Raw genomic sequence first — 18,041 nt, 5'->3', positions numbered from 1 at the left:
AGCAATTATACTTAATATATACGCCTTAAAACGAGAAACACCCGGCAAACTGAGATTGCCGAGTGTAGTAAATCGTGTTGATGCATTTGTTATAACTAAATATATGCCCGTTCTGAAAAAAGAATAACCCCTGATGACGGGCAAAAAGATTTATTAACCGATTCGATTAACAATAACACTTGAGTTTCAATTTCAAAATAATCATTTCTTGGATGGAAACCAATATTAATTCCAAATTCATGTAAGACTTTTGTCATTCTTTGCTGATGTATTTTGTATCTGAATGATCCATTTATTGCTATTTTAGACTCTGTATTTGAAGCCAAAATATTCTCATTAATATTTACAACTCTAGAACGATAGTCATCTGATACTTTAATACTTCCCTTTCTTGAATGCTGAAATATCGAGTTATACCAACCGTAAATATCAATAGCAGACAAATTTAATCTATCATGTTTCGATACTTCTATCGTCAAATATTCTTGGAATATCTGCAAATGAGCAATATGATTACTTAATGCATTAGAACTTACATTATTCATATATGTATGAACAGCAACAATAATGCCACCAACAGTTGCAAAAGTTCCGACAAGTGAAACTAATGAAAAAAACGATTCTATTGAATACTTATAAAGTTCTTTTGTAAACTTTAGACATTCGTTTGTAAAACAAATATCTAATTCATAAGACTTAGTTTCATATACAGTCGAAATGACCGACACTATGATAAAAACTAACCCTATGGCAACAATAACTCCAAGACTAATGTATAAACGTTTAAAAAAGTTTTCTGGATTTACCATTTTCAATATCATCATAATGTGGTTTGATTTGATTTAAACGGAAACGTAACTCAATCGCAGATTGATGAAATGTCCGATTCAATATATTTAATCGTTCTTGTGCCATATAAAAACGCTTCTTATACCAATAAGTTTCTTTTTTATTTTCATAATCAGATTCTAATCTCTTAACAGATAAATTTATTCTTTTTAAATCTGTCTTAGAAGGTAAAGGATATATTTTATTTAACTTCTTTATTAGTACCTTATGTTTATTGTGGCCTACTCTTTTTAATTTATTAACTCGACCTAAACAGCGATTAAAATCTTTTCGATATGCAAATGTCGTACGATACCCAACTTGAGAAGCCAACTGTTCAATGTTATGAACTGAAGCTCTAAGTTTTTTAATTTCATTTGCTGGATACCTTGGCTCAGAAAAGTTGACTCTCATTCCATGTACCAATAATGGTGTAATTGAAACGTATAATATTTTTGTTTTTGAATGGTTAATTGGAAGATCTTTATCCTCTAACATTCTCGTGATATGTGAAAGAGCCATATCAAATTGAAAATTTGATACCTTAGAAGAGACTGTAATATCATCAACCAATCGGGTATAGGTTAACTTGTATCGCTGTAAGCGTTCAACTAATTGAGGTTCTGTATCCCATAGACATAAACTGGCTATATAACTTGATGTTAATGCTCCTTGTACCACCCTCTCTTCAAAACAGCAAATATCACTAAGCACATCAGCAACCTCTTCACTATATTTAAAGAAATTAGTAAATATTTTATGTACATGATAAATATGTATATTGTCGAAAAAGTCTTTAATATCTAACTTCAAGATACTTTTAGATTCACAATGCTGAGCAGCACAACTAACATAATCTTTTCGCTTAATTACTTTCTTATGTTCATCTTTAGTATTTGGAATCGAGCCAAAAATATAATCAGGCCAATGAATGATTTGTGTAAAAATACGTCGATTAATTCTGCGCTGGACTTTACGTAGAAGGTAATGAGGTTTATAAATTACTCGATAACTACCATCACTTTTTTCAATTAGATCACGAACATACCTTTCTGTTGGTTCAAGTTTTGATATGAGATCTAACTCTGCCTTAGTAATATCTAGGGCTTCGCATAGTTTAGAAACTGTTGCTATTGAACGATCTGAAGTTTTTTTAGGATGGAGATTCAACATAATAACCACAATATAAGCTTAAGCCACTCTTTATCCAGAGAATGAGAAATAGTGATGTATTCACTGACTATATTTACTAACTGCCACTATTCCTCTGGCAAAGCTTATCGTCCTTCGCTACTCTCGGTCCGAAGGGGCGAGCGGAGCGCATAGGGTGCGGCTTGGCACAAGCTGAATCGAAATTCAGCGCTCTCTTTTTGTGAAAAAAGAGCATTAAGTAAATACATAAAATTGTCAGTTGCAACAGGTAAGCGAAACGCTTACGCATTGCATATTGTAACACTAACTTATTACTACGCAACTAAAAATTTAGTTATAACGCCGGCATAACACGTTTGCTACGATACGGACTTAGCTGAATTTTAACGCCTTAATCACTGAAACTAAAGGCAAACTGACAACGCCGAATGTAGCAAATCGTGTTGATGCGATTGTTAAGCGCTTCCAACGTTAGATCGTAATACTACGACCGGTTGGGAAATATTCTAAGCGATCGCCAAGCACGCCTTTTAGAATATGATAGGCTTTCATTCCTGTGCAGTGACCTGTATACAACTTATCTATTGGATAATTTAAGATAGATTCACCAATTTCTTCGATCTGCTTTTTAGTCCCACCAATACTATTAAATAATGGTAATCCGACCAAGTGAAAACCACCAACAACTGCTTTGATTTTTGTATTTGGGAAGTGACTAATTGCAGTATCTATCATATTCAGAACACCGCTATGAGCACAGCCAGTAAATACGATAAGCCCGTCATTTTCTTTTACGACGAGTAATAATTCATGATCGAAGCTATCAGGTTTGCAACAACCATCAGATTCAGTAAAAAGATATTGATTACCTTTTGGCTTAGCATATTTATTACTTAAATCTGTGATGATGAAAATATTAGGAGATATTTCAGTCATTTGATTAACAAAGATTAGTCGACTAGCACCTTTGACCAATAACTGTTTATTTATGCCAACATTGCTTTTAAAGCCAAATGTTTTGAATAAATAATTGGTTTCTTCGCATTCACGAAAATACACTGGAGCTTTCAAGTTACGATCTAAAAAGTGAGTAACCCCGTTACAATGATCATGATGACGATGTGAAATAACAGCTGCGTCTACATTGTTAATATCAACATTCAATAAAGTAGCATTATCACAGAAAGCTTCACTGCTTCCAGCGTCAAATAATATACTTTTTCCCATTGTGCTTGCGTGAATAGATAACCCTCTTTCTATCGCTAGGTCAGTTCGATTATTCAATCTTGTATTATCAATTAAAGATGTCAGTATCATAAGGGGATTACCTATAAATATAAATTTGAGCCTTAGCGCTTAACGCCTGCATAACACGTTTGCTACTATGCAGATTAAGTTCAAATTTACCACTAAATACGGTAAACCCAAAGAAACCTAGAATGCCGAATGTAGCAAATCGTGTTGATGCATTTGTTATATGCATTTAATAAATTTTAACTTTTCCTTGAACCACATTTTTCGTGTCCTATAGTGTTTAAGTGATTCAGAAAAAGTTGTAGTTATTATTGTTGTCGGATCACTTATTATTTCAAACAACGTCAATAGGTATAATATAATGCACAGAGATATAATTGGTTCAATTTCAAATGACACAAATAGCACTTTATTCTTGAAAGAAGCAAAGTTAAAACACGGAAAGTGGCGTGAAAATGGTCAACCAGATAAGCAAGTTCTTATTGATGATACAGCAACCTTTAATGCTGGAAAACAAACAGGTGCATCTTACGGCGTAACTGGTCAAATTGAATATAGTGCCGAAAATACAGCTAAATACACACTAACCTTTAACAATCCCTACTCAGGTGATAATTCTGCATCCTTAAAATGTGAATTTAAAGGTGAAACTTACACTCTCAATGAATTTGTTCGCTATAACAAAACAGACCAACCGATGAACCTGACAGTTAAACTGGTTTCTATCGAACAGTTTGTTTCAGTAACAACTAGCTAGAAAATAAGCCTTAATGATTTGGCTAGTCATTAAGGCTTATATTCTCATTTTTTGCATATAACGCCTGCATAACACGTTTGCTACCATACATACCTAGCTGAATTTTACTGCCTTAATCACTGAAACTAAAGGCAAACTGACAACGCCGAATGTAGCAAATCGTGTTGATGCATTTGTTATAACGCAGTTCTCAATTTAGACCAATGACTCAGCCAATCTTTCGACGTTACACGGTCACTGAAAATTTCTAAAGAACGTTTCGGATTATGTGTAACCTGCAAATTGAACAACGATTCAAAGCCAAAAGCAGAAATACATTCATATTTTCCATTGCCTAATTTTCGTATGGCTACCGCTGTTTCTTTTTCTGGCCAATAACTCATTGCGTCGATAATATTTAAATACGGTTTATCACCATTTCGTTTGTGCATAATTGCTTGATTACGCACTTCCCAATTCAATTCTGGCATCAATGCAGAAAGCTGAGATTCTATTAGTTTGTAGTTTTCAGGATTAGATTCAGTTTCATCGAAATAAATAACGTCAACGTCATTCAAAGGCGTTGATACTAATTTCTGATGCAAATGATCCCACACCAAATTTCGGACGAAACCAGCGGCTAAATAGCAATGAGGTAAATTGAGCTGCCGAACACAATCAAGAGCTTTAACCCTTAATTCATCTTTCTCAATTAATGTGATAATTCTATCCATAACCACCCTGCGTTATAACGCCTGCATAACACGTTTGCTACGATATAGGCTTAGCTGAATTTTAACGCCTTAATCACTGAAACTAAAGGCAAACTGACAATGCCGAGTGTAGCAAATCGTGTTGATGCATTTGTTATAACCATCTGATAATGTTACTGAAACCGTAACTGTTTACCTTCAACATTATAATCACTACCTTGATCATCTTATTTCCAGCAAGTCATGCTCTTTGGCACCGATAACTATCAATTATTTGCTTTATTTTTTCTTCGTAACAATAACGTAATTAACTAGAGTTAATCCAATGACAAAACACCAAAATTGTAAGCTAGGTAGCACCGTTGAAACAGATCCAACAAGTAAACCAGATCCAAGCCCAATTGCAATTTTTTGAAGAGTTGTCATTTTCAAAGTCCTTTTTTATTCAATGATTACTAAATAGCTGCAATCTATAGTATGAAATCAATTCTACCTTAACTATCACTTAAACAATTAATATTTAAGTGTATTTGAGAAATATCTCACCTAGGTTATAACGCCGCCATAACACGTGCTGACGACCAACTTTCAAAACCAATTATACTTCAAACCAAAAACGCCGAATGTTATAAGCATCGTGTTGATGGCTTTGTTATACGGCACAGATAAAATTAATTGCGTGGTACCAAGATATTACCCTCAGTTACACTAGCTAAATACGGTTATGATACTTACAACCGACACAAAATCAAGAGAACAAAATGGACGCTATTGCTCATTTAATTATCATTTTAGGAAATCCATTTGCATATAAAATTGGACGCCTAATTATTTTAATTTTAAGCATTGGGAAATTGTCCATTCAACCATTACCAACTAAGTTTCCCGCCAATTTCGTACAAGCCTTCGATAAAGATAAGGTCGTAGAAAACCAAGAGAAACAAAACCACTCAATATCATATGGAATTGCCATTTCAATTGGTTACGCTGTAACTATGGCTATATTTGGAACCCTATTATTTTATAATATTGATGGGTTGATTGAAGCATAACCATCGATGTAAAACACCCGTATAACGCCTGCATAACACGTTTGCTACCATGAAGATTAAGCTCAATTTACCACTTAACACGGTAAACTCAAAGAAACCTAGAATGCCGAATGTAGCAAATCGTGTTGATGCGATTGTTATGTTTCGCCCTACAACGACTGACCAACTTCCCAAACGCACGCTACACAAGATACAGGTTTTACATACCTACTTTGTTTGGTATCGAACGTTACTTTATGAAGTGGCTTTACTTGATAATTAGGTAAACATTCAATATATGCTTGACGACCATCATCAGGTAATTGATGGTTAAATACGTCGACTAGAGCACAGAATAATCTTATACACTTTTCTTCTTTGATCCGACCAAGTTTTTCAATATCGTTTTGATATGCTGTCGTTGTATCTCGCAACTTAAATTCAATTGCTATGGTATAACCAGAATCCAATTTAAAAACTAAATCAGTTGGTCCGCCATTTTTAAGATCGCATTCCCTACACCATTCAACTGTCGTTTCACCAAAGATACTCTTTGATTCTTTGATAATTGCCTTACCGCATTCATATGCAAAAGCTAACTCAGGCATATGAAATATACCTTCCTGTGAAATATCAGATAGTTCTTTATTTTCACTCTCAGCCACAGAGCAGATTATCTGAGCGATACGATTAATATCCATATTTTCCCTTTAGAAACTGGTGTGCCCCTCGAAAAGCGAACACTTTATTTTACAAATTTACTTTCAAATTCAAATGGACTCAAGTTGTTTAATGTTGAGTGACTGCGCTTACGATTATAGAAGATCTCAATATATTCAAATATGCCAGTTTGAACATCGGTAACTGTTTGATAATTCTTTGGGTAAATCAGTTCGACTTTTAGTCGACTGAAAAAGGATTCCATTGCTGCATTATCCCAGCAGTTTCCTGTTCGACTCATACTTTGGACGCAACCATTATCATTTATAAGTTCTTGATAATTGTTAGAACGGTATTGAACTCCTCGATCTGAATGAATGATTAAACCTTGTTTAATCTTTCTTCGACGGAAGGCCATTTTTAATGCATCTGAAATAAGAACCTCAGTCATTGAGTCGTCTAATGACCACCCAATTATTTTCCTTGAAAATAAGTCCATAACAACGGCCAGGTACATAAATTTATCATTAACCCAAATGTACGTAATATCTGTTGTCCAACGTTCGTTGGGGCTTTCAGCGGTAAAGCGCCGGTCTAAAATGTTGCCTACCACATTACGAGTTGATTCAACTCGTCGTCCATAACGGAAGCCTTTTCCGTTATGGGCTCTAATACCTCGATCCTTCATGATCTTTGCTACATAATTAGTTGAACAAGGATATCCTAGCTTTACAAGCTCATTCCTAACTCTTCTAGAGCCGTATTTAGCCTCAAACTCAGCAAAGGTTGATAATATCTTCTTTTCAAAGTCTAGCCTCCTTTTGGAGGCTTTGCTTAATGATTTATTATGCCATGCATAAAAACCAGTTGAAGATGCTTTTAAAACTCGGCAAAGAAAACGAACACTATAGTTACTTCTAAAATCACGAATAAGAGCGTACTTTACTCTTGGTTTTTGGCAAAGTACGCCGCTGCCTTTTTTAAGAACTCATTCTCTTTTTTTAGGTCATTTAGCTCTTTTCTCATCTTACGCATTTCTGAGTTTTCTTTTATTGAATAATCGATACCATCATGAACCGTAAACTGTTTATTTGTCAGAAGGTTAAACTGTCTGCGCCAGTTATAAATTTGATTAGGGTGTAACCCTAATTCCTTCGCGACGGAAGCCGTCGTTCTATCTTTTTGATCTGCGAGTCGAACAGCTTCTTTACGATACTCTTCAGGGTAAGATTTAGTATAATGCTTGCTCATGGTAGCCTCCAGATAGGTATAACCTAAGTATAGAATGTGTTCTAATTCTGTGGGGCACACCAAAACATAACGCCTGCATAACACGTTTGCTACGATACAGACTAAACTGAATTTTACTGCCTTAATCACTGAAACTAAAGGCAAACTGACAACGCCGAGTGTAGCAAATCGTGTTGATGCATTTGTTATGTGCGTTTCAATTTAGACAGATGTTTTTGATATTTACGCTCTCGAAAAAACCATGAAATTAGACTTGTTGGTATCAATACACAAATTGCAATTGTGATATAAATCGCTGATTCTTGTATTGATGATAAATACCACACAGAAGATGGGAAAATAAAACCAGCAAGAATGTGTCCAACAAGTAAACCAAATAGAGCAAGACTAGAGTTACGTATCATATAGCTAATCATTCCTCTTTTACGTTCATTTTTCCATTTGTGAAATTCAATATCAGGATCTTTCATAAAGCTTAACCTTATATCGTGAACTAGATTTCAATTGAGTCATTAAGAATTTAACGATACTGTTAATCTTCATTTCTCAAGCTAAGAGATTATACTCTTCATGATAAATAAAATACGCTCTACTCAATAGAAAAGAGAAGAAGCTCAAACAATAAAAAAGCACATAACGCCTGCATAACACGTTTACTACGATACAGACCTAACTGAATTTTAACGCCTTAATCACTGAAACTAAAGGCAAACTGACAACGCCGAGTGTAGTAAATCGTGTTGATGCATTTGTTATATGCAAATCACCATTGACTAAGATCGAACCCAAGCATGAATGCAGCCTTATCTAAATTTCTAAACTCTTTTTGATTAAAATCAACTGTATCAAGCTCGGCCATATAACGAATAAACCAAGACGCTTTCTTATTCGCTAACATTTTCCTCTTTTCATTTGGGCTTTTATAAAGTTGAAGTAAGTCAACTGCAGGCTTTTCCATAACTCTTATACGAATTTTTCCATCGCTATTTTTTACATTGCCACCAAACGTTAATAATCCTTTACTGATAATTTGTAACTCTAGCTTCTCTTTGTCGGTTAAGGTATTACAGAAATCTAACAATACTTGATTAATAAATGCTGCAACTCTTGAATCATAGATCGTAGTGTACTGAAACATAAAAGAATAAACTTTAGTCCACCCACTTGACCAAATTACTTTAAAGTTCGGTTCACTAAGATTATTATCATCTTCAAACCACTTTTTAGCTTTATTCAAGTAACATCTTAAGTCACCTTTCCGATGAAGCTTTAAAGCAGATAATATATTTGATTTTTGAACATCACCCCAATCAAAGATTTCAATACAAGTTATGAGTAGATCTTTGTTATCAGCTAAGCTTTTAGCATCAAGTATATTGATAGGTAAATCAATAGATACTTGATATTCACTTTCACCAATATAATTGTATTTACATCCAGCATCGTGGATCGAGTTGAATTCAGTCGTTAATTGATCGTTATAATTAATCCTGAAATTCCTATTTGATACTGAATTCAAATAAAAATAATTGAACCCTAATCTTTCTAGCTTATTTTTAAAGTCATTGTAATTAATACCGTATCCCCCCTTGCATATAACGCCTGCATAACACGTTTGCTACGATACAGACTTACCTGAATTTTGCTGCCTTAATCACTGAAACTAAAGACAAACCGACAACGCCGAGTGTAGCAAATCGTGTTGATGCATTTGTTATGTGGCTATTACCAATTAACGCAAATATCACTAATAGACAATGGATCTAGCAGCTTAATTCTCATAACTTTAAGAATACTTGAACAAGCTAATGAGAGGTCATCAAGCCCAATACTTTTAGTTTGATTAATAGTTAAGTGAGCTACACCATTATTTGTCTTGAGAGTGACTTCTTTGATGGCTGTGATTTCTCTCTCTGTCAAAGAGCTGAAGATATAATCCGCATTTGCACTATTAGTAGAGGGCTTACTAAGACCAAAGCTTTCAATCGTAAGATCGTCAGGACGCGCATTATAAGACTGTAGTGGTAAGTTCGTAGCTTTTACCGTGTAGCCCAAAAATTGCACCATAACTCTAACCATTGTAATCCCAGTATCTAGAATAGGATCGGTTAAGTCTCGGTGATTAGATCCTACATTGATCTTTAAATTTCCAAGTGTGAACTTTACATTTTCAAAACTTTCACCAGAAGCAAACATTTCTTGACTAATTTTTCCACATAATGAAATCTCTTTAAGTCGCGGCTTGATACGTTCATTTACAGTTCTAATTTTTTCTGTTTGGGTTGCCAAAAGATGCATAGTTGCCTCAATAGTTATTATGAAACTTTATTCTATCATATTGATTTAATATACTTTGTGATATAGATAATCCTCTGACACTTTACAAATTCTACCGAGTTGTCCTGCCACATAACGCCTGCATAACACGTTTGCTACGATACAGACCTAGCTGAATTTTAACGCCTTAATCACTGAAACTAAAGGCAAACTGACAACGCCGAGTGTAGCAAATCGTGTTGATGCATTTGTTATGTGCAAATCACCAACTACCATTTTAGCTATTTTTGTGGAAATAATTCGAAAAGAATAACTTCTAACGATGACAACTCTAATAAAAAGGTGTTCTTTTGAGTTGTTTTTAATAAAACGGAATCATGTCCAGATAGATGACTATACCTTTTATCTAAGTGCTGTCCAAAAGACTCCTCAAGTCTAATTAAACACTCCTCTAACAAAGTAACTTCCTTTGCCAGGATTTCTAGCAAAGTAAAATATTTTGCCAATATAACTGTCATTTTAGTCAATACAAGTTCACGCATAGCTCTAATAGTTTCCTTTTGCTGTGGTGAGTTATGACTAGATACATTATAAATAGAATATTGGCTTTCAAAGTCAGCTTTTATTCCATCAAGACTATCAATATTAGTGTTTATGATTTTTCTTATGTTACTTGAATGTAATTCTCTACAAAAATTACCTATACACTCATTGATGATAACTTGATCGTTATCCTTTTTGTTTTCTTTAAATTCAGGACTCGATATTATTTTTTGAGAAAAAACACCTAAATCTAAGCTAATTTCAAGCTTACTTGTAACATCTTGTCTAGATAAACATAAATAGTGAAACAATTGATATAAGTCTTGAGCACCAAGTTTATGTATTTCATTAGTTATTTTTGACGTAAAATTGTGACTATTGGAAACATGACGTTCTTTTTTGAACATTTTTAACCAACTTGAAAATACTTGATCTTCTTTTTTGGTTTTATATGCTATTTCTAGTAGCCGATAAATTGTGTTGAATTCATTAGACTTATCAACACGATGCTGGCTTAATATAAATATTAATCCATTATATTTATCTATTTGATTGTTAGCTTTAACTGTTTCTTCTTTTCGGTCAAGATTATCCTGACGTTTACTAAGTTTAGAGTTTTGATATATAAGTAAAATCAATGTAACAAAACCACTTATCGAAGCTAACCAAGTGCCATAGTTACCAAATTCACTTGTTGTTGTAAAAAATGACTCGGTTAAGGCTTGATCTGAAAACCGACCGAGAAAAAAGAAACCAAAGAAAATACCAACAACACCACACAAAAAGCTAACCAGATATAGCACTACAACCTCAACTTAAAATACAATCAAACAAAGACTCTTATTTTAAAGCAACCTATAAGCACAACCAAATGATTATTCTACAAGGTAAACGTTCACAATTAGCACATAACGCCTGCATAACACGTTTGCTACGATACAGACTTAGCTGAATTTTACTGCCTTAACCACTGAAACTAAAGACAAACTGGCAACGCCGAGTGTAGCAAATCGTGTTGATGCATTTGTTATATGCTACAGACTTAGTTAGCTTGATTTAACTGCAATAAGTCCCATTTTGTACCGTATAAGTCTTTAAATACAACAACTGTGCCGTATTCTTCAACACGTGGTTCTTCAGTAAACTCGACACCTTGAGCTTTCATAAACTCATAGTCACGCCAGAAATCATTAGTTTGAAGAAATAAGAAAACACGACCGCCAGCTTGATTGCCAACTGATTCTAATTGGTCATCATTGCTTGCTTGAGCCAATAGCAAATTTGTTCCTGTTGAATTAGGTGGAGATATTTGAACCCAACGTTTACCACCGCCTAAATCTGTATCTTCGACAAGTTCAAATTGTAGTTTTTTGGTATAAAATTCAATTGCATCATCATAATTTTCAACAACTAAGGCGATATTACCAATTCTTTGTTCGATGGGCTTATTCATTTGTGGCTCACTACAGTTCAAAAGTAGAATTCTACCCTATTTAGCTCATAAACTCATTTTTGCATATAACGCCTGCATAACACGTTTGCTACGATACAGACTTAGCTGAATTTTACTGCCTTAATCACTGAAACTAAAGACAAACTGACAACGCCGAGTGTAGCAAATCGTGTTGATGCATTTGTTATATGCGCCTTAAATTGTTAGTGCTTTTATTGCTCGTTCGACACCAAGGCGTGGACTGCTAATGACTGGAATAGAGACGTTAACATTATTTTGAACCTCAGACATTGAAGCCTGAGCTAATACGATTAAGTCATACTTTGTCTCATTAGAGGTAATTACGGCACTGATTTGCTCATAATATTGTTCCATTTTGCCAGCTAGAAAGTAATCCCATGCATTTTCAACACGGCACAAAGTAAGCTTAGATTTTGAGTTGTGTTTGGCTAGCGACTTCAACAACAGTTCACGAGTTGGCTCTAAAGTACTTTCTAATGCCGCAAGAACCAAAATATTATTTCCATTTTCAACAGCAAAGTCAGCCATTGCCTGATCGACTCGTTGAACTTTACAACCATTTAAGTTATCTATTTCTTCAGCAATGCCACCAATCGATGAACAAGTGATCACAATGACTTTGCTGACTAAACTCAAAGCTTCCAACTGGGCTAGAAGGTTAGATTTTAATATCGAATCAACACCAAACTGCTGAGCATGAGTTAACAATGACTCATCAACAATATGATTTATAAGCAAATTAGGCGAAAGCTCAGCAACTAATGAACCAAATTTTTCAATATGAACCTGACCTGTATGTATAAAAGAAATATCGTATTTCACTTTTTTCATCCTTGAAGCATATAACGCCTGCATAACACGTTTGCTAATATGCAGATTAAGCTTAAATTTACCACTTAATGCGGTAAACCCAAAGAAATCTAGAATGCCGAATGTAGCAAATCGTGTTGATGCATTTGTTATAAGTTACTCAACGCCCATTTCACTTTGCTTTAATTTCATCAACTCTTGTTTTAAAACATTTGATAAAATATAATCTTGATTATGTGTTGCAAAAAAATCAAAGATATCAACTAATAAATCGATACAAGTATTAGGCGTCAGCCATTCATTTTTAGTTATGTTATATTTCCCGAAATCTGTACTTTTGTTATGTACAAAATGATTTCTTGTGATTTTTAAACTTTCAATCCTAATAGATAAATCAGTAATACTATTTTTATCTTCCGACGTAGAAATTAATTCGATAAACTCATCTTTTATATTTTGTTGAGATACTTTGCTTGCATACGTCTTTGAACGTATAACACAAGCATAGTCATAAAAATAAGCTTCTAAAACCATTCCTGTAAAAACACTCGCTGTTATCGAGCGGTCAAAAAATTCAGGATATTCTTGGTTAATAATTTCAACTTCCGGAACATGACCAAATTTAGAATGCATTTCTTTCACTTCTAAACAATAGTGTTTAAATTGGAACGCTACTATTTTTATTAACTTTCCTAACCCACTTGCTCTATACTGCACTAATTCATCATCTTGTAACTTTAGCATTTTACCTCACAAACTTATAACGCCTGCATAACACGTTTGCTACCATGCAGATTAAGCCAAAATTTACCACTTAATACGGTAAACTCAAAGAAACCTAGAATGCCGAATGTAGCAAATCGTGTTGATGCATTTGTTATATTGCCTATTGATAAACGACATGAAATCGTTCCAATACAAGAACCATGTCCTCAGTAGGCTTAATATTTAACTCTGAACATTCAGCAGCAAAGAAACGCCAATGAGCTTCACGCCACCATGTTAATGAACGGTCGCCCTCGCCTTCTGCATAAGCAAAATCAGCCGTAACTTCGTTATATTTACACGTTTCAACTGAATCAATTTCAATGATACAAATTGGTTTTCCATTCCAATCAACGACCACTTGTAAGTGACCAACGGTTGGAATTGGTTCTTCACCAGATTCATACCAAACGTTTAAACTACAAGTTGCTGTCTTTTGACCAATTCGGATTAATTCCGCACATAAATTGGCATTATGCTCATCAGCACAGAAATAGTCTGAACTGAATGATTGATATTTTTTACGCTCAGTTTCAGAAAGTGAACTAAGATATTGATTCAAGTAGATTTGAGACTGTTCTTCCATGAAATCCTCTTAACTATTTTCGCAATATAACGCCTGCATAACACGTTTGCTACTATGCAGGCTTAGCTGAATTTTACTACCTTAATCACTGAAACTAAAGGCAAACTGACAACGCCGAGTGTAGCAAATCGTGTTGATGCATTTGTTATGTTCGTTCTTAATTGGTTCGTTTTAAATCCAATTTAGCAATTTTCATTACTTTTTCTAAAGCCAATTTATGTTCTTGATATTCTTGCTCGAAAAAATCAAACTTAGGCTCATTATAATAATCAAGTTGTTCTCGTTGTCTTAATTTGCTGAGAATATCCCCTGCCTTATCAGATATATAAAATGTACCAATATCCGTTGCTTTACTTAAAGATGATGAAGCTAAAATATATTTATGCATCAATTCAGATTCACGTTCTTCTGATAAACCAGTACCTTGTCCGTAATCTTCTTTATGTACACGGAAGGCTAGATCGTAACAATAACCGACACACGCTTACCGTTTAAAAACTCACTCGGACTCAGAAAATTTAATGCCTTTCTAGGCCTCGAATTAATCAAAAGCTCTGCCTGTTTAATCTCTTTTGCTGCAAGTTCTCCAATGGCCATTCCCTTTGGGAAAAAACGTCTTAGTAAACCATTGGTATTCTCATTCAAACCTCGCTGCCAGGAATGGTAAGGTTTAGCAAAATAAATGTCACAGTTCAGATGCTTAGCTATCTTAGCATGACCCGCAAACTCTCCGCCATTATCAAATGTGATTGTTTTGCAAAGCCCTTTAAAGGGCTTCATCATGCGATTTATTCCACGAGTAACGGCTTTTTTGGACTTACTGCGTACTTTACAGGTAACTAATAGCTTAGATACTCGCTCTACCATCGTGACTAAATACCCATCTTGGCCATAAACTGTATCACCTTCCCAGTGGCCAACTTCTGATTTATCGTCAACAATTGTAGGCCGTTGAGAGATATCAACACGGTTAGGGATTAATCTTGCTCCTGCTTCTACACCTTTACGTAGTTTGTATTTTTTACCTTTTCGAGCAAGCATTCTTTGCCAATGCTCTCTTTTAACTACATTGTAAATCGTACTGCAACATATTGTATTTTCTATTTTTTCTTTACGCATCCGTCCAGATATCTGCTCTGGACTCCAACCAAGTCGCAGGTATGTTTGAATAATTTTCTTATTCTTTTGGTTACATTTTGTATGCTTAATTGAAAGTGTTCTTTTTTGAAAAGCATGTCTATGCGCTTGCTCGGCAGAATAACTTCCAGCAGGACAGCGTCGTAATTCCCTTGAAATGGAACCATTGCTCCGTTTTAATTTTTGTCCTATTTCCCGAGCAGAAATACAGTGTGTATTCCAAGCTTCAATCTGGTATCTTTCACTTAGTGTCAGTTGCTTATATTGGTGTCCCATGGGATTACCTTAGTTGATTGTGTGAGAGCTTGAAGCTTATAGGCAACTGACTCTCTAATCTATACCAAAGTGTGTCGGTTATTCTTGGGATCTAGGAAGTAACTAATCATGTCATAAAGTGCATTGATAATTTCCTCATATGCTTGTTCACTGCGTGTTACTTGAGATTTATAACTCTCCAACTTCACATCATACTCATGCTTAATCGATGCATTTAAACGAGTAATCAACCAATTTCGACTCAAATAAACACCTATCGACGTAAGAGTAACGGTCGACATAGAACCTAAAATCGCAACTAAAAATGTTTCCATATAACCTCTTAATTAACTCGTAGAACATAACGCCTGCATAACACGTTTACTACCAAGCAATTATACTTAAATTTGACGCCTTAAAACGAGAAACACCCGACAACCAGAGATGCCGAGTGTAGTAAATCGTGTTGATGCGATTGTTATACCATTATGACTCAGAAGTTGAATTTTGTGGCCTTTGACCTTCCTCTGGTACATTTTCTCGGTGACTTGCTTCTTGAGATCTAGAAGGACGTAAAAATTGAGCACCATTTAAACTTTTTTTCTTAATATCCTGCTCACTTGATACCATTTTTTTTATTTCATTTTCATTCATTATAGATTCCTTTTTATGATTATCCGTCAATGCTAAACCACCTATAGATAGCATGAAAACAATTCCAAGAACAAAAAATATCATCGCTATTTTATCTAGCCAGCAAAGAATAACATCATCCTCACAATTATCTTCCGTCAAGATTCTTTTCAAAAAATTGGCGTTTCTAGTAAAAATGAACAGTACCGATAATATACTTATTAAAAAAGCAAAAACTGCTAGCAAATACATTGTTATTGCTAGAGGTGTTTTTGCTCCTACCGTTGTTGCAAGTGTAACGAGAAAACCAACTCCGATTGTAGATAAACTCATAATATGCTTATCTTTTTCAAACTTAGTTGTATACCAAGCATTTAAAGTTACATTATAAAATGCAACCTCTTTTTGCATTAAAGTTTCATTATCTATCGACATAATAATTACTTAAAATTTAATCCATATAAGTTTACATAGCTTTGATTTAAATTCTACGTTCTTTAACTAAACGCCAATAATGATTACCTAACGATGTCAATCTGCAACTTTTTGATTCCATTGCAGCAAAATACATATAGTCGGAGTTCACTGGCACAACAAGCCCTACACTTTGTAATTTTTGTAGTTCTTTGAAAATGGTAACATTTTCATCGGTTGCATAAGGTTTAACTACAGGGTTCCCGCATGTTATTTACGCGGATTTTCTTAATTTTTCGGGATAAAAATTTAAAAATAAGTTGAATTTGGCGATCTGACGTGATCTTATACTGTTTAGATAACTAAATGAGATTCAAAAGATGAATTACGACGAATTCAAAGACCATTTTAACATATTAAGTGATAGCCGTCAGAAACGAAAAATCACTTACGATTTCTTCGAAGTTTTGTTCCAAGTGGTGACAGCCATGTTGTGTGGAATGAAAACCTGGGATGAGATAGAAGCCTTTGGAGAAGAGAACTTAGAATGGCTTAAAAAGTTCAGTCCATATTTATCAGGCATTCCAAGTCAAGATACAACGGCTCGCATTGTTGGATTGGTTGACCCAGATGAATTTTCTCTTTGTTTTACTCGATGGTGTAACGACATTCAAAATGAAAAGTCGTTAGAAACCAATCATATAGCTATTGATGGGAAGTCTTTAAAAGGCACGTATGATTATAGTAAGAAGAAATGCCTAACACATATGGTTAATGCTTATTCTGTTGATACTGGTCTGGTTTTAAGTCAACTAAAAACGAGCTCGAAATCGAATGAAATAAAGACTATCCCTGAGTTGCTTAAATTAATCAGAGTTAAAGGTCGAGTAATTAGTGTTGATGCAATGGGTTGCCAGAGAGCAATTGCAGAGCTAATAGTTGAACGTAAAGGGGACTATTTAATGTCAGTAAAAGACAATCAACCAAGTCTCCATAAGGTTTTTACTGAACACTTTTCGTTAGGGCAATTATGCGATTATGCGAGTGATTCTTTTGAGGAAGAAGAAATTTGTCTACGGGGTCGTAAGACCTTAAGAAGTTATATTGTTGTTCCATTTACGGATAAATATGGAGATTTTGCCTCTAAATGGAAAGGCTTAAAAAGTTTATGTATAGCAACGACTTATCAACAGAAAAACGGAGAGCCTTCGGGAAGTTTAGGCGTTAGATACTTCATTTCTTCTAAGGAAATGAAAGCAGAAGAATTTGGCCAATTATGCCGAGGCCATTGGGGCGTAGAAAGTATGCACTGGTGGTTGGACACTGTAATGAATGAAGATAACAGCCGGATCATCTACAAGCATGCATCAGAAAACCTATCTCGAATTCGTCAAATGTGTATGAATTTTATTAAGCTTGTAGAGATGAAAGGGACATTGAAACGAAGACAATTGAAATGCGCGTTAAATACTGAGTTTCGAGAGAGAGTTTTGTTTGGTACTTAAGGGTTTTTAACAATTTT

The 18,041-nt window shown here is 34.6% G+C and carries 23 protein-coding genes; 3 read left to right on the top strand and 20 right to left on the bottom strand.

Annotation, left to right across the window (positions count from 1 at the left end):
- Positions 1-95: 95 nt before the first annotated feature.
- From AC2IP4_RS19280 to AC2IP4_RS19270, 3 genes are all read right to left on the bottom strand, one after another.
- A complete protein-coding gene (locus AC2IP4_RS19280) occupies positions 96-809 on the bottom strand; it encodes a retron Ec48 family effector membrane protein (protein ID WP_486307471.1) in 714 nt (237 codons plus the stop codon).
- Positions 784-2,001 (bottom strand): reverse transcriptase family protein, encoded by a 1,218-nt coding sequence (locus tag AC2IP4_RS19275; protein ID WP_486307470.1) that lies wholly within the window; start codon positions 1,999-2,001, stop codon positions 784-786. Before AC2IP4_RS19275 ends, AC2IP4_RS19280 begins: the two co-directional genes overlap by 26 nt.
- Positions 2,002-2,451: 450 nt before the next feature.
- Complete coding sequence (locus AC2IP4_RS19270; protein ID WP_486310893.1) at positions 2,452-3,297, bottom strand: MBL fold metallo-hydrolase; 846 nt, start codon at positions 3,295-3,297, stop codon at positions 2,452-2,454.
- A gap of 298 nt (positions 3,298-3,595) precedes the next feature.
- Here AC2IP4_RS19270 and AC2IP4_RS19265 point away from each other — a divergent pair, with 298 nt between their 5' ends.
- The gene (locus AC2IP4_RS19265; RefSeq protein ID WP_375320614.1) at positions 3,596-3,991 is read left to right on the top strand and encodes an aegerolysin family protein; all 396 of its coding nucleotides are present in this window, start codon (positions 3,596-3,598) and stop codon (positions 3,989-3,991) included.
- 176 nt (positions 3,992-4,167) lie between these two features.
- Here the strand turns inward: AC2IP4_RS19265 and AC2IP4_RS19260 are convergent, their stop codons facing one another.
- Together AC2IP4_RS19260 and AC2IP4_RS19255 are read right to left on the bottom strand one after the other, a co-directional pair.
- Complete coding sequence (locus tag AC2IP4_RS19260) at positions 4,168-4,704, bottom strand: nucleotidyltransferase family protein (RefSeq protein ID WP_486310850.1); 537 nt, start codon at positions 4,702-4,704, stop codon at positions 4,168-4,170.
- A 258-nt stretch (positions 4,705-4,962) separates the two neighbouring features.
- On the bottom strand, positions 4,963-5,109 hold the full coding sequence (locus tag AC2IP4_RS19255; protein WP_196581848.1) for a hypothetical protein: 147 nt from the start codon (positions 5,107-5,109) through the stop codon (positions 4,963-4,965).
- 335 nt (positions 5,110-5,444) lie between these two features.
- Here AC2IP4_RS19255 and AC2IP4_RS19250 point away from each other — a divergent pair, with 335 nt between their 5' ends.
- Positions 5,445-5,735, top strand: a complete 291-nt coding sequence (locus AC2IP4_RS19250) for a hypothetical protein (RefSeq protein WP_486310892.1) — start codon at positions 5,445-5,447, stop codon at positions 5,733-5,735.
- A 149-nt stretch (positions 5,736-5,884) separates the two neighbouring features.
- Here AC2IP4_RS19250 and AC2IP4_RS19245 read toward each other — a convergent pair whose 3' ends face one another.
- The 15 genes from AC2IP4_RS19245 to AC2IP4_RS19175 all read right to left on the bottom strand — a co-directional run bounded on the left by AC2IP4_RS19245 (position 5,885) and on the right by AC2IP4_RS19175 (position 16,540).
- Positions 5,885-6,415, bottom strand: coding sequence for a hypothetical protein (locus AC2IP4_RS19245; RefSeq protein ID WP_155663177.1), 531 nt, complete (start codon positions 6,413-6,415; stop codon positions 5,885-5,887).
- Positions 6,416-6,459: 44 nt separating this feature from the next.
- A complete protein-coding gene (locus AC2IP4_RS19240) occupies positions 6,460-7,305 on the bottom strand; it encodes an IS3 family transposase (protein WP_054776360.1) in 846 nt (281 codons plus the stop codon).
- An 11-nt stretch (positions 7,306-7,316) separates the two neighbouring features.
- Positions 7,317-7,625, bottom strand: a complete 309-nt coding sequence (locus AC2IP4_RS19235; RefSeq protein WP_023604646.1) for a transposase — start codon at positions 7,623-7,625, stop codon at positions 7,317-7,319.
- Positions 7,626-7,810: 185 nt separating this feature from the next.
- Positions 7,811-8,095 carry a hypothetical protein gene (locus AC2IP4_RS19230; protein ID WP_486310891.1) on the bottom strand — a complete coding sequence of 95 codons (285 nt, stop codon included), beginning with the start codon at positions 8,093-8,095 and terminating at the stop codon, positions 7,811-7,813.
- Positions 8,096-8,388: 293 nt separating this feature from the next.
- Entirely contained in the window at positions 8,389-9,144 is a 756-nt protein-coding gene (locus tag AC2IP4_RS19225) for a hypothetical protein (RefSeq protein ID WP_486310890.1), read from the bottom strand.
- A gap of 206 nt (positions 9,145-9,350) precedes the next feature.
- Complete coding sequence (locus AC2IP4_RS19220) at positions 9,351-9,923, bottom strand: hypothetical protein (RefSeq protein WP_486310889.1); 573 nt, start codon at positions 9,921-9,923, stop codon at positions 9,351-9,353.
- Between the two features lie 260 nt (positions 9,924-10,183).
- Positions 10,184-11,248 carry a hypothetical protein gene (locus tag AC2IP4_RS19215; protein WP_486310888.1) on the bottom strand — a complete coding sequence of 355 codons (1,065 nt, stop codon included), beginning with the start codon at positions 11,246-11,248 and terminating at the stop codon, positions 10,184-10,186.
- Positions 11,249-11,487: 239 nt separating this feature from the next.
- On the bottom strand, positions 11,488-11,898 hold the full coding sequence (locus AC2IP4_RS19210) for a VOC family protein (RefSeq protein WP_069594778.1): 411 nt from the start codon (positions 11,896-11,898) through the stop codon (positions 11,488-11,490).
- A gap of 195 nt (positions 11,899-12,093) precedes the next feature.
- Positions 12,094-12,750, bottom strand: a complete 657-nt coding sequence (locus tag AC2IP4_RS19205; protein WP_486310887.1) for a hypothetical protein — start codon at positions 12,748-12,750, stop codon at positions 12,094-12,096.
- Between the two features lie 135 nt (positions 12,751-12,885).
- Entirely contained in the window at positions 12,886-13,473 is a 588-nt protein-coding gene (locus AC2IP4_RS19200) for a hypothetical protein (protein ID WP_486310886.1), read from the bottom strand.
- A 142-nt stretch (positions 13,474-13,615) separates the two neighbouring features.
- Positions 13,616-14,080, bottom strand: a complete 465-nt coding sequence (locus AC2IP4_RS19195; protein ID WP_486310885.1) for an ASCH domain-containing protein — start codon at positions 14,078-14,080, stop codon at positions 13,616-13,618.
- A 157-nt stretch (positions 14,081-14,237) separates the two neighbouring features.
- The gene (locus tag AC2IP4_RS19190) at positions 14,238-14,468 is read right to left on the bottom strand and encodes a hypothetical protein (RefSeq protein WP_486310884.1); all 231 of its coding nucleotides are present in this window, start codon (positions 14,466-14,468) and stop codon (positions 14,238-14,240) included.
- Between the two features lie 68 nt (positions 14,469-14,536).
- On the bottom strand, positions 14,537-15,493 hold the full coding sequence (locus AC2IP4_RS19185) for an IS30 family transposase (RefSeq protein WP_486310642.1): 957 nt from the start codon (positions 15,491-15,493) through the stop codon (positions 14,537-14,539).
- A 59-nt stretch (positions 15,494-15,552) separates the two neighbouring features.
- A complete protein-coding gene (locus AC2IP4_RS19180) occupies positions 15,553-15,807 on the bottom strand; it encodes a hypothetical protein (protein ID WP_486310883.1) in 255 nt (84 codons plus the stop codon).
- Positions 15,808-15,958: 151 nt separating this feature from the next.
- Positions 15,959-16,540, bottom strand: coding sequence for a hypothetical protein (locus AC2IP4_RS19175; RefSeq protein ID WP_486310882.1), 582 nt, complete (start codon positions 16,538-16,540; stop codon positions 15,959-15,961).
- Between the two features lie 359 nt (positions 16,541-16,899).
- Between AC2IP4_RS19175 and AC2IP4_RS19170 the strand changes: the two genes are divergently transcribed.
- The gene (locus AC2IP4_RS19170; RefSeq protein WP_375319889.1) at positions 16,900-18,024 is read left to right on the top strand and encodes an ISAs1 family transposase; all 1,125 of its coding nucleotides are present in this window, start codon (positions 16,900-16,902) and stop codon (positions 18,022-18,024) included.
- Positions 18,025-18,041: the final 17 nt, after the last annotated feature.

It is taken from the genome of Aliivibrio thorii (assembly GCF_057368585.1).
This window is presented reverse-complemented; position numbering and strand designations above follow the sequence as displayed.

Excerpts from the sequence above, each read along its gene's own strand:
- AC2IP4_RS19255 (WP_196581848.1), bottom strand. The coding sequence starts at position 5,109 with ATGACAACTCTTCAAAAAATTGCAATTGGGCTTGGATCTGGTTTACTT.
- AC2IP4_RS19175 (WP_486310882.1), bottom strand. The coding sequence starts at position 16,540 with ATGTCGATAGATAATGAAACTTTAATGCAAAAAGAGGTTGCATTTTAT.
- AC2IP4_RS19200 (WP_486310886.1), bottom strand. The coding sequence starts at position 13,473 with ATGCTAAAGTTACAAGATGATGAATTAGTGCAGTATAGAGCAAGTGGG.
- AC2IP4_RS19185 (WP_486310642.1), bottom strand. The coding sequence starts at position 15,493 with ATGGGACACCAATATAAGCAACTGACACTAAGTGAAAGATACCAGATT.
- AC2IP4_RS19210 (WP_069594778.1), bottom strand. The coding sequence starts at position 11,898 with ATGAATAAGCCCATCGAACAAAGAATTGGTAATATCGCCTTAGTTGTT.
- AC2IP4_RS19180 (WP_486310883.1), bottom strand. The coding sequence starts at position 15,807 with ATGGAAACATTTTTAGTTGCGATTTTAGGTTCTATGTCGACCGTTACT.
- AC2IP4_RS19245 (WP_155663177.1), bottom strand. The coding sequence starts at position 6,415 with ATGGATATTAATCGTATCGCTCAGATAATCTGCTCTGTGGCTGAGAGT.
- AC2IP4_RS19190 (WP_486310884.1), bottom strand. The coding sequence starts at position 14,468 with ATGCATAAATATATTTTAGCTTCATCATCTTTAAGTAAAGCAACGGAT.
- AC2IP4_RS19220 (WP_486310889.1), bottom strand. The coding sequence starts at position 9,923 with ATGCATCTTTTGGCAACCCAAACAGAAAAAATTAGAACTGTAAATGAA.
- AC2IP4_RS19250 (WP_486310892.1), top strand. The coding sequence starts at position 5,445 with ATGGACGCTATTGCTCATTTAATTATCATTTTAGGAAATCCATTTGCA.
- AC2IP4_RS19205 (WP_486310887.1), bottom strand. The coding sequence starts at position 12,750 with ATGAAAAAAGTGAAATACGATATTTCTTTTATACATACAGGTCAGGTT.
- AC2IP4_RS19280 (WP_486307471.1), bottom strand. The coding sequence starts at position 809 with ATGGTAAATCCAGAAAACTTTTTTAAACGTTTATACATTAGTCTTGGA.
- AC2IP4_RS19270 (WP_486310893.1), bottom strand. The coding sequence starts at position 3,297 with ATGATACTGACATCTTTAATTGATAATACAAGATTGAATAATCGAACT.
- AC2IP4_RS19195 (WP_486310885.1), bottom strand. The coding sequence starts at position 14,080 with ATGGAAGAACAGTCTCAAATCTACTTGAATCAATATCTTAGTTCACTT.
- AC2IP4_RS19260 (WP_486310850.1), bottom strand. The coding sequence starts at position 4,704 with ATGGATAGAATTATCACATTAATTGAGAAAGATGAATTAAGGGTTAAA.
- AC2IP4_RS19170 (WP_375319889.1), top strand. The coding sequence starts at position 16,900 with ATGAATTACGACGAATTCAAAGACCATTTTAACATATTAAGTGATAGC.
- AC2IP4_RS19230 (WP_486310891.1), bottom strand. The coding sequence starts at position 8,095 with ATGAAAGATCCTGATATTGAATTTCACAAATGGAAAAATGAACGTAAA.
- AC2IP4_RS19275 (WP_486307470.1), bottom strand. The coding sequence starts at position 2,001 with ATGTTGAATCTCCATCCTAAAAAAACTTCAGATCGTTCAATAGCAACA.
- AC2IP4_RS19235 (WP_023604646.1), bottom strand. The coding sequence starts at position 7,625 with ATGAGCAAGCATTATACTAAATCTTACCCTGAAGAGTATCGTAAAGAA.
- AC2IP4_RS19265 (WP_375320614.1), top strand. The coding sequence starts at position 3,596 with ATGCACAGAGATATAATTGGTTCAATTTCAAATGACACAAATAGCACT.